At 25.7% G+C, this 11,020-nt stretch carries 6 protein-coding genes; 3 read left to right on the top strand and 3 right to left on the bottom strand.

What is annotated here, in order from left to right:
* The first annotated feature begins 277 nt into the window (after positions 1-277).
* The gene (locus CLTHE_RS16775; protein ID WP_158082731.1) at positions 278-427 is read left to right on the top strand and encodes a hypothetical protein; all 150 of its coding nucleotides are present in this window, start codon (positions 278-280) and stop codon (positions 425-427) included.
* Positions 428-449: 22 nt separating this feature from the next.
* Complete coding sequence (locus tag CLTHE_RS12250) at positions 450-1,802, top strand: MATE family efflux transporter (protein ID WP_080023737.1); 1,353 nt, start codon at positions 450-452, stop codon at positions 1,800-1,802.
* A gap of 31 nt (positions 1,803-1,833) precedes the next feature.
* Here CLTHE_RS12250 and CLTHE_RS12245 read toward each other — a convergent pair whose 3' ends face one another.
* The gene (locus tag CLTHE_RS12245) at positions 1,834-2,580 is read right to left on the bottom strand and encodes an SDR family oxidoreductase (RefSeq protein ID WP_080023736.1); all 747 of its coding nucleotides are present in this window, start codon (positions 2,578-2,580) and stop codon (positions 1,834-1,836) included.
* Between the two features lie 150 nt (positions 2,581-2,730).
* On the opposite strand from CLTHE_RS12245, the gene CLTHE_RS12240 reads away from it, so the two are divergent.
* Positions 2,731-3,705, top strand: a complete 975-nt coding sequence (locus tag CLTHE_RS12240; RefSeq protein WP_080023735.1) for an HD domain-containing protein — start codon at positions 2,731-2,733, stop codon at positions 3,703-3,705.
* Between the two features lie 35 nt (positions 3,706-3,740).
* Here CLTHE_RS12240 and CLTHE_RS12235 read toward each other — a convergent pair whose 3' ends face one another.
* Entirely contained in the window at positions 3,741-3,941 is a 201-nt protein-coding gene (locus CLTHE_RS12235) for a hypothetical protein (RefSeq protein WP_080023734.1), read from the bottom strand.
* A gap of 369 nt (positions 3,942-4,310) precedes the next feature.
* On the bottom strand, positions 4,311-10,913 hold the full coding sequence (locus CLTHE_RS16770; protein WP_207651207.1) for a SpaA isopeptide-forming pilin-related protein: 6,603 nt from the start codon (positions 10,911-10,913) through the stop codon (positions 4,311-4,313).
* Positions 10,914-11,020 lie beyond the last annotated feature (107 nt).

Here is an 11,020-nt window from a genome sequence, read left to right as displayed (position 1 = left end):
CTATAAAGGTTATATATTTTTTAGTAAATATTATAAAAATATTTGTTTATATAATCTCTATAAATTAAGTTAAATATCTTAAATTTAATATATAATTTTAAACGTATATTTTAGATTAAGAAGATTAATTTAAAGAATACTGCTATTCTTGACAAAATTCGCCATTTAACATACTATATGTCTTGATAACTTAGAAAATATTAAATTCAATAATTATATTAATATAATATGATTTTTAAATTTAATGAAGAATTTAATAAAGGGGAGAAAATGAATTATGGATAGTAAAAAAATGATTAGAGCATTAGTTATAATAGGAATAATTGCTGCTATTTTAGGTGTTATAACAGGATTACTTATAGTAAAATATAAGAAGCCAGTAGTGGCATCTATACAAAATACGCAAATTCAACATAAATTAAAATAAAATTTTTCAGGGGGACATATGTATGGTTAAAGGGTTAAATCTTACAGAAGGACCTATTATAAAGAAGCTATTAATGTTAGCTTTACCTATAATGGGAACTTCTTTTATACAAATGGCATATAGCATGATAGATATGATTTGGGTTGGACGAATAGGAAGTTCTGCTGTTGCTGCCGTAGGAACAGCAGGATTTTTTACTTGGTTTGCAATGGCATTTGTTATAGTATCAAAAATGGGAGCTGAGATAAAGGTTTCTCAAAATTTCGGAAAAAAAGATTTTAAAAAAGTTAAGAAATATGTTAGAGCTTCAATTCAGATAAATTTAATTTTATCAATAATATATTCTATAACAATGATTATATTTAATAATCCACTTATAGGATTTTTTAATTTAGGGGATGAAATAGTTATAAATTTAGCTAAGACATATTTAATTGCTATTTCTTTTGGATTACCATTTTATTTTATAAATCCAGTTTTCACATCTATATTCAATGCAGTTGGAGAAAGTAAAATTCCATTTTTTATAAATACATCAGGATTAGTTGTTAATATAATATTAGATCCTATTTTTATATTTGGATTTGGTAATTTTAATGGAATTGGGGTTTTAGGAGCTGCATTAGCTACTGTAATATCTCAAATTTTTGTTTCTATATTATTTATATTTTTAATACTTAAATCTAATAATACATTATTTAAGGTAAATATATTTGAAGAGTTTAATACTAAGTATATAAGAAATATTTGTAAGATAGGTACACCAGTTGCACTTCAAAGTGGATTGTTCACAGTGTTTGCAATGATACTTGGAAGAATAATAGCTCATTTTGGACCAGTTCCAATAGCTGTTCAAAAAGTAGGATCACAAATAGAATCTATATCATGGATGACAACAGAAGGATTAGCAATAGCTTTAGGAACTTTTGTTGGACAAAACTTTGGAGCAAAAAAGTTTGAAAGAATAATGAAAGGATATAAATCTATTTTAGCAATAGCTTTAGGTGTTGGAATATTTTCTTCAATACTTTTAATATTTTTTGGAGATATAGTATTTTCGATATTTATTCCTGAAAAAGAAGCTATAATAACTGGAACATCATATCTTAAAATTTTAGGATATTCTCAAATTTTTATGTGCATAGAAATAACTACTTCAGGAGTTTTTAATGGAGTATCTAAAACACATATACCTTCAATAATAAGTATTATACTAACAGGACTTAGAGTGCCATTAGCATATTTTTTATCAAAACCAAATATGCTTGGAATAGATGGTATTTGGTGGGCTGTTAGCTTAACAAGCATATTAAAAGGTATAATAATAATAATTGTACTTAGAAGATTTTATAAAAAAGAAAAATTATTTATATAAAATAAATGGAGAAAAAACTCCATTTATTTTTTTATCTATTATTCATTTTTTCAAATATAGAGTCTATATCTTTTTTTGTTGAGTTATTTATATTTTCTAAATTATCTTTATAACAAATTTCCACCAATTCTTTTTTAAGCTTTTCAAAAACATCTTCTACATATTCAGGTGTTTTTAAATCAAATTTGAAATTACCTTTTTTTCTGCCTTCAGAATTAAGATTAGTGTCTACTGCAGGTGGTATGATTTCAATTACTTCAACAGTATCTTTTAATTGATGACGTAAGCTTTTAGTAAATGAGTGCATTGCAGCTTTTGTTGCTGAATATATAGGCATTTTAGCCATTGGGAAAAAACCAAGTTGAGAACTAACATTTATAATACAAGGGTTATTATTTTCTCTTATTAAAGGTAATAGTTCTTTTATAAGGAAAATAGGGGCTTCAAAATTTATAGATATTTCATCTAGATTATGTAAATCATCACAATTAGAATTAAAATTTACATCTCTTTGGATACCAGCATTATTAACTAATACATTAAGAGAAGGAAACTCTTTTTTTATAGTTTCTACAAGTTCTTTTCTATCATTGGAATTACTTATATCACATTTTATAGTATAAACATCTTTAAGTTCATTTTTGGCAGATTTTAATGATGATTCATTTCTACCACATATAATAACTTTATTATTAAGTTGAAGAAATTTTTTTGCCATTTCAAAACCAATTCCTTTAGAACCTCCTGTAATTAAAATAGTATTATTATTTAATTTCATAAAAAACACTCCTTTATTTAATTTATAAGGATATAGTAGTATATATTTTTTTATAGAAAATCATAATTTTTATTAATTAACATTATGTTTATATAAAATATATTATAATTAACCTGTATAATTAAATTTTTAATTAAGAGGGGGAGTATTATGAAAATTAATGATTATATTTATGGAGAATATGAGATAGAAGATATATTAGAAGAAATAATTTTAACTGACGAATTTATTAGACTTAAAAATATATATCAAGGTGGAGGAAGTCATTTAGTTAATCCGAAATGGAATGTGACAAGATATGAACACTCTATAGGAACAATGATTCTTATAAGAATGTTAGGTGGAACTATAGAAGAACAGATAGCAGGATTATTACATGATATATCTCATACTGCATTTTCACATGTTATTGATTTTGTTTTAGAAAATGAAAATGAAGATTACCATGAAAAAATTTTTAAAGATGTTATAGAAAATTCTAAAATACCTAAAATATTAGAAAAGTATGGTTTTAATTATGAATACATACTTTTTAACGAAGAAAAATGGAAAATTTTAGAGAGAAAGGCACCAAAACTTTGTGCAGATAGAGTGGACTACACTCTTAGGGATTTATATAAAGCAGAATTAATTTCTAAACATGAAATAGATAAATTTTTAGAAAAATTAGATGTTAAAAATGGAGAAATAGTAATAAAATCAATAGAAATAGGTGAATGGTTTGTTGAAACTTATTATAAAGAAGTCATAGATTATTTTATGAATCCTATTAATATATTTGGCAATGATATGTTAAGTAAAGCTATAAAAGAAAGTATGAAATTAGGTGAAATAAAAGAAGAGGATTTTTTAAGAGATGATTTATATTTATTAGAAAAATTAAATAATTCAAAGTTTGAAACTGTGGCTAACTTAATGAATATATTAAAAAAAATTCCTAAGTTAGAAGAGAATAAAAATGAATTTGATTTACATATAAAAAATAAAGTTAGAATAATAGATCCTACAATATATTTAGAAAATAGTATTTTTAGTTTATCAGAAAAATCCGAAATTTCTAAAGTCAAAACAGAAAATGCAATAAAAAAACTAAGAGAGGGAATTTTTATAAAAATTATAAAATAAATTTTGTAGTTAAATAAATATTTTAAAAAATAAGATTACTTAAAAGTAATCTTATTTTTTTTATTATTTTTTTCTTTACTATTTATTTTAAAGCTTATACTTGACTGTTTATTCTCTAAATCCTTATTATGTTTTAAACTCACTTTATTTTCTTTATCACTACTAACAACAATTTTAGTTATAACAATTAATGAAATCATTATAATTGCTGTTATTAGTACAGCTGTTATATCCACTTTACATCATCTCCTATTTGTTATTACCCTTGATGTTCATTTGTCCTTACTCATATTGGGAATAATTTATTTAACAAATTATAAGGAGATGATTAAAAATTTATTTCATTATAGTATCATTAGCATTTATTTCCCATTCATAAGAATGTTTTTCTAATTTTACTGTTCCTCTTTTAAACCAATAATAAAATCCGCATTATCAAAATTTATTATTTTATAAGCGAATATGTATTAAATGGGTTATATATAATTTTTTATTATAAAAAGTTAAATTTCTGCTTTTATTAACTTATAATATCATAAAAAAGCTATCGCTAAATTATTTTAAGCGATAGCTTCTTTTATTACTTCTTATCGTATATTTGCTAATTACTTCTTGCTATTTAAAATTTTTCCTTTGTTTATTAGTATTAATGTTGCTACAGCAAAACCTAATAATATTATTATTGGTAATTCACTTGCATCTCCAGTCTTAGGACTCTCAGTATTACTTTGGCTATTATTATTTTCTATATTAGTTTTACTACTATTTTTTGCAGCAACATTTTCAATTTTATTATTTTTGTTATTATAATTAGTTATTTCATTTTTAATGTTATTTAATTTATTAATATTATTTTCTTTAAAATTAGATTTATTATTTTTATTATCATAACTAGTTATAATATTTTTAGAGTTTAATTTATCTTTTATAGATAAGAATTGATAGGCATCTTTAGAATTTATAGTTATATTAAATACTTTATTATTTAAACTATAATTTTGAGGAGCTTTGATTTCCTTTATTGAATAAGTTCCCCATTGTAAATTATCTAAACTTGCAATTCCATCTATATTTGTAGTTACAATTTTATTAAATCCATTTGGACCAGTTACTTTAAATTTAGCACCTTCAAGTTTAACTCCATCTTTACCTATCTTAGTTATAGTTAACTTACCTAAAATTTGAGTATCATTGAAAGTTAAACTTTGAATTGTACCAACATTTTCACTTGTAACTTGAATAGTTTGGACTTTATCATTTAAATTATATCCTTGTGGAGCTTTAATTTCTTTTACTGAATAAGTTCCCCATTGTAAATTATCTAAAATTGCAATTCCGTTTTTGTTTGTAGTTACAATTTTATTAAATCCATTTGGTCCTGTGATATTGAATTTAGCTCCTTCAAGTCTAATCCCATCTTTACCTGTTTTAATTATACTTAATTCCCCTAAAATTTGAGTATCATTAAATGTTAAACTTTGAACTTGTGAAACATCACTTGAATTTATAGTTATAGTTTGAATTTTATCATTTAATTTATACCCCTGTGGTGCTTTAGTTTCTTTTATTTTATAAGTACCCCAAGGAAGATTGCTTAAACTTGCAACTCCTTCTTTATTTGTAGTTACAGTTTCATTGAATCCATTTGAACTACTTATGGTAAACTTAGCACCTTCAAGCTTAGCTCCGTTTTTACCTAATTTAGTTATATTTAGATTACCTAAAATTTGAGTATCATTGAAAGTTAAGCTTTGTATTTGTCCAACACTTTCATTTGTAACTTGGACAGTTTTAACTGTCTTATTTAAATTATATCCTTCTGGAGCTTTAATTTCTTTTACTGAATAAGTACCCCAAGGAAGATTACTTAAACTTGCGACTCCTTCTTTATTTGTAGTTACAGTTTCATTGAATCCATTTGGTCCTGTTACAGTAAATTCAGCTCCTTGAAGTTTAACCCCATCTTTACCTGTTTTAATTATACTTAATTTCCCCAAAATTTGAGTATCATTAAATGTTACTCCTTGAATTTGAGAAACATCATTTGAATTAATATTTACAGTTTGAGTTTTATCACTTAATTTATATCCTATTGGGGCTTTAGTTTCTTTAATTGAATAAGTTCCCCATGGCAAGTTATTTAAAGTAGCTACTCCATTTATATCTGTTGTTATAACTTTTTTAAAGTTATTTGCACCAGTTATAGTAAATTCAGCTCCTGAAAGTTTAACTCCGTCTTTGCCTAGTTTAGTTACTTTTATGCTTCCGTTTAATCTTATATCTGTAAAAGTTAATCCTTGTGTTAAATTAACGGTTTTAGCATTAATATTTACAGTTTGTGGTTTATAGTTTAATTCATATCCTTGTGGTGCTTTAATTTCCTTAATTGTATAAGTACCCCAAGCTAAACCATTTAAACTAACGCTTCCATTATCTCCTGTTGTAACTTCTCTATTAAATCCATTTGGTCCTGTTATTTCAAAAATAGCTCCTGCTAATTTTTCTTTATTTAGACCTTCTTTTGTAATAGTTATATTTCCTGTTTCTTGTCCATCTACTACTGTAATGCTTTGAACATTTGAAACATCATTTGAATTTATAACTATAGTTTGAACTTCACTATTTAATTTATATCCTAGAGGTGCTTTAGTTTCTTTAATTCTATAAGTACCCCATTGAAGGTTACTTAAACTTGCAACTCCTTCTTTATTTGTAGTTACAGTTTTATTAAATCCATTTGGTCCACTTATAGTAAATTGAGCACCTGAAAGTTTAACTCCATCTTTACCTATTTTAGTTATATTTAATTTACCTAGAATTTGAGTATCATTAAAAGTTAAACTTTGTACTTGCCCAACACTTGCACTTGTAATTTGAACAGTTTTAATTTCATTATTTAAATTATATCCTAAAGGAGCTTTAACTTCTTTAATTGTGTAAGTACCCCATGGTAAGTTACTTAAAGCAGCTAATCCTTCTTTGTTTGTAGTTACAATTTCATTAAATCCATTTTGTCCTGTTACTTTGAATTTCGCACCCGCAAGTTTAACTCCATCCTTGCCTGTTTTAATTATATTTAACTGACCTAAAATTTGAGAGTCGTTAAATGTTACACCTTGTACTTGTAAAACATCATTTGAATTAATAGTTATAATTTGAGCTTTATCACTTAATTTATAACCTAATGGGGCTTTAGTTTCCTTAATTGTATAAGTACCCCATTGTAAATTATCTAAACTTGCAACTCCTTCATTATTTGTGGTTACAACCTTAGAAAATCCATTTGGACCTGTTACTGTAAATTCAGCTCCTTGAAGTTTAAAACTATTTTTTCCTGTTTTAGTTATATTTAACTTACCTAAGATTTGAGTATCATTAAATGTTATACTTTGTATTTGTGAAACATCATTAGAATTAATAGTTACAGTTTGAGTTTTATTACTCAATTTATACCCTTGTGGTGCTTTAGTTTCTTTAATTGTATAATTTCCCCATGGCAAGTTATTTAAAGTAGCTACGCCATTTATATCTGTTGTTATAACTTTTCTAAAGTTATTTGCACCAGTTATAGTAAATTCAGCTCCTGAAAGTTTAACTCCGTCTTTGCCTAGCTTAGTTACTTTTATACTTCCATTTAATCTTACATCTGCAAATTTTAAATTTTGTGTTGAGATAACATTATTTGAATCAATACTTATAGTTTGAGTTTTATTATTTAACTCATATCCTTGTGGTGCTTTAATTTCTTTAATTGTATAAGTACCCCATTGTAAATTATTTAAACTTGCAACTCCTTCTGTATTTGTAGTTACAACTCTATTAAATCCATTTGGACCACTTATGTTAAATTCTGCACCTGCAAGTTTTTCTTTTCCATTTTCATTAGTTTTAGTTATTTGTAAACTTCCTAATATTTTAGAATCTTTAAAAACTATCTCATTTAAGTTAGAAGTATTATTTGAATTAATTGTTATAGTTTGAGTTTTATTATTTAACTCATATCCTTGTGGTGCTTTAGTTTCTTTAATTGTATAAGTACCCCATTGTAAATTATTTAAACTTGCAACTCCTTCTGTATTTGTAGTTACAACTCTATTGAATCCATTTGGACCACTTATGTTAAATTCTGCACCTGCAAGTTTATATCCGCTTTCATTTAACTTCTCTATAGTTAAGTTTCCTAATACTTCACTATCAACAAAAGTTAGATTATTAGCTTTTGAAACATCATTTGAATTTATAACTACGGTTTGAGGTTTGTTATTTAAATTATATCCTTTTGGAGCTTTGATTTCCTGTACTGTATAAGTACCCCATTGTAGATTATTTAAAGTAGCTATACCTTCTCTATTTGTAGTTACAACTTTATTAAATCCATTTTGTCCTATAACTTTAAATTCTGCTCCAGGTAATCTATACCCGTTTGCTCCAGTTTTCAATATACTTAATTGACCTAAAATTTGAGAATCATTAAATGTTAGGTCTTGTACTTGTGAAGCATCCTCAGAATTAATAGTTATAGTTTGAGCTTTATTATTTAACTCATATCCTTGTGGTGCTTTAGTTTCTTTAATTGTATAAGTACCCCATTGTAAATTATTTAAACTTGCAACTCCTTCTGTATTTGTAGTTACAACTTTATTAAATCCATTTGAGCCTGTTACTGTAAATTCAGCACCTTGAAGTTTAACACCATCTTTTCCTGTCTTAGTTATATTTAATTTACCCAAAGTTTGAGTATCTTTAAATGTTAAACTTTGTATTTGTCCAACACTTGCACTTGTAACTTGGACAGTTTGAGATTCATTATTCAAATTATACCCTAAAGGAGCTTTTATCTCTTTTACTGTATAAGTGCCCCAAGGAAGATTATTTAAATTAGCAACTCCATCTGTATTTGTAGTTGCAATTTTATTAAATCCATTTGGTCCACTTACATCGAATTCTGCTCCTTGTAAATTTTTGCTTCCTGTTGAGTTAGTTTTAATTATTTGTAAATCACCTAATATTTGAGTATCTTTAAATGTTACTTCATTTTCTTTAGTAGCATTTTCGGCATTAATAGTAAATGATTGTATATTAGGATTTAAACTATAGCCTAATGGTGCTTTAGTCTCTTTAATTGTATAAGTTCCTAATGGAATATCTGTTAATTTTACAATTCCATCTGTATTTGTAGTTACAACTCTTTTAAATCCATCTGGTCCTGTTACTGTAAATTCAGCACCTTCAAGCTTAGCTCCATTAGAACTTAACTTTTGGATTGTAAAACCACCATTTGTAGGTATTTTAGAGTCATAAATATAACCTAAATTAAGAGTTGTTCCTATATTAGATTTTTCAATGCTGAAAGGAATTGGAGTATTATTAACTAAATATCCTTTAGGTGCTTGTAATTCTTGTAAATAATAATTTCCTGTTGAATTTATATTTCCATGAATTTCTCCATTTTCCCCTGATGTAACCTTATATAAAAGTTTACCATCAGAATTATAAACTCCATAAACAGCTCCCTGTAAAGTTATTTTATTTGAAGTTTGAGAATTCTTTGCTGCTTTTATTGCACTAAAAGCATAACCTTTTTTAGTTTGAACAGTAGAAACTACATTGTTATTATATTTAAGAGAATTATATGTTGTAGTTCCATCTGGTACATCTTTTAAAGAACATTCTATTTTTATTACTTTTGTTTCAGATGATATTTTTGAATTTATTATAGTGTCATTTTGCACATAAATTTTATTTCCATCAATCTTATAAGAAAATCCTTTAGGAACTTCTATACTTTTTAAAATTACACCAACAGGTAAATCATCTTCTAAATTTAGATAATTTGCTGGGTAAATTCCATAAGCTTGAACATGAAGTTCATATAAAACATCATTGCTTTGTCCTGGATAAATATAAGATATATTTCCTTGGTCATTATCATTTGCACCTACAGTTTTCCATACCTGAATTAATCCAGAATTAGATGAAAAGTTTATAGTGCGTGAGCTTTTAGTAGTAAGATTATCAACACTCATTTCTGCTGTATTAGTTATTTTATTTAAAAGTTTATCTACTTTAGCTGTATAACTTAATGCAAAGCATTCTGTAGTATCTTTATTAAATTGTATTGTTAATTCATTTGTCTGATAATTTAATGTAATTACTCCATCAACACTTCCACTTTGTGATTCGGACATAGGATTATATGAAGGATTTAAAACCTTATATGTACCATCCTTAGTTATTTCACATATCTTAAAATTATACGGAATAAATTGATTAGTAGAATTTGCCATATTTGCACCAACAAAAGAATTTAACTCTAATCCTTCTGGCATTTTATCTTTAATAATAGCACCAGATTTTATAAGATAGTTTTGAGGATTAACATTTAAAGTATATGTTTTTATATCTCCAACATTACTATAAAACTGATTATTTACAGTTTTACTAAAAAAGCCTTTTATAGTATTAGATGTAACCTCGGATATTTTGTCTACTCTAAATGTACCAAAAACACTAGAAGAATATTGATTTAATGTTGCATTATTTTGGGCAAATCCATATCTATTAGTAAAGTTATTAGCATATTTTAATGGAATAGTTCCTTTATAATAAATAATATAATTTTCATTTTGAGGAATATTTTTTATCTCAATTGATGTATTATTTATAGTAGAGTATTTCAAAAATTTATTTGTTACATTTACATTTCCATTTGGGGTAACCTTATATATAGATAAGCTTCCTTTAACCAATTGAAATGCTGCTAACATATTATCTTTAAAAGTACTTTCTCCGTTTATTCCATGAGTATTTATTTCAACTTTAAAATTGAATGTATTATTACTACTATTTAAATTGTTAATATTAAAACCATGCTGACCATTTACAGTTTTATTTATATGAACTATATTTCCTTGTCCTGTACCAGATCCTGAATCTGTTTTTCCAGAATCAGTATCTCCTGGATTTGGAGTTGCATTAGGAACATTTATATGAATAATTTGTGCTTTTCCATTTATGTTTATAGGAGTATCTACTTTTGATTTATTGCTAGTATCATTAAAAGTAGCTTCAGCACTGAAATATCCATTTACTACATGTGTTATGTTCCCATTAGCCACAAGAGTTAAAGTATTACCTTTAATGATAGGTTTTCCGAAACAATAATCAGGGTATTTAAGAACTTTTAAATCTTTAAATACTTTTGGCAAAGTGAAAACAAGCTTGTCTCCAGCTGTTAAAGTACCATTTCTTTCGAAATCAATTTTAAAAGTAACTTTACTATTATTGTTAATATTAATACAGTCTCCATTTTTAA

The organism is Clostridium thermobutyricum DSM 4928 (assembly GCF_002050515.1).
Lineage (GTDB): Bacteria > Bacillota > Clostridia > Clostridiales > Clostridiaceae > Clostridium > Clostridium thermobutyricum.
The sequence above is the reverse complement of the archived record's forward strand: the minus strand, read 5'-3'. Positions and strand labels throughout refer to the sequence as shown.

Bases quoted from the DNA above. Each gene is read 5' to 3' on its own strand.
- CLTHE_RS12240 (WP_080023735.1), top strand. From the start codon at position 2,731: ATGAAAATTAATGATTATATTTATGGAGAATATGAGATAGAAGATATA.
- CLTHE_RS12245 (WP_080023736.1), bottom strand. From the start codon at position 2,580: ATGAAATTAAATAATAATACTATTTTAATTACAGGAGGTTCTAAAGGA.
- CLTHE_RS12250 (WP_080023737.1), top strand. From the start codon at position 450: ATGGTTAAAGGGTTAAATCTTACAGAAGGACCTATTATAAAGAAGCTA.
- CLTHE_RS16775 (WP_158082731.1), top strand. From the start codon at position 278: ATGGATAGTAAAAAAATGATTAGAGCATTAGTTATAATAGGAATAATT.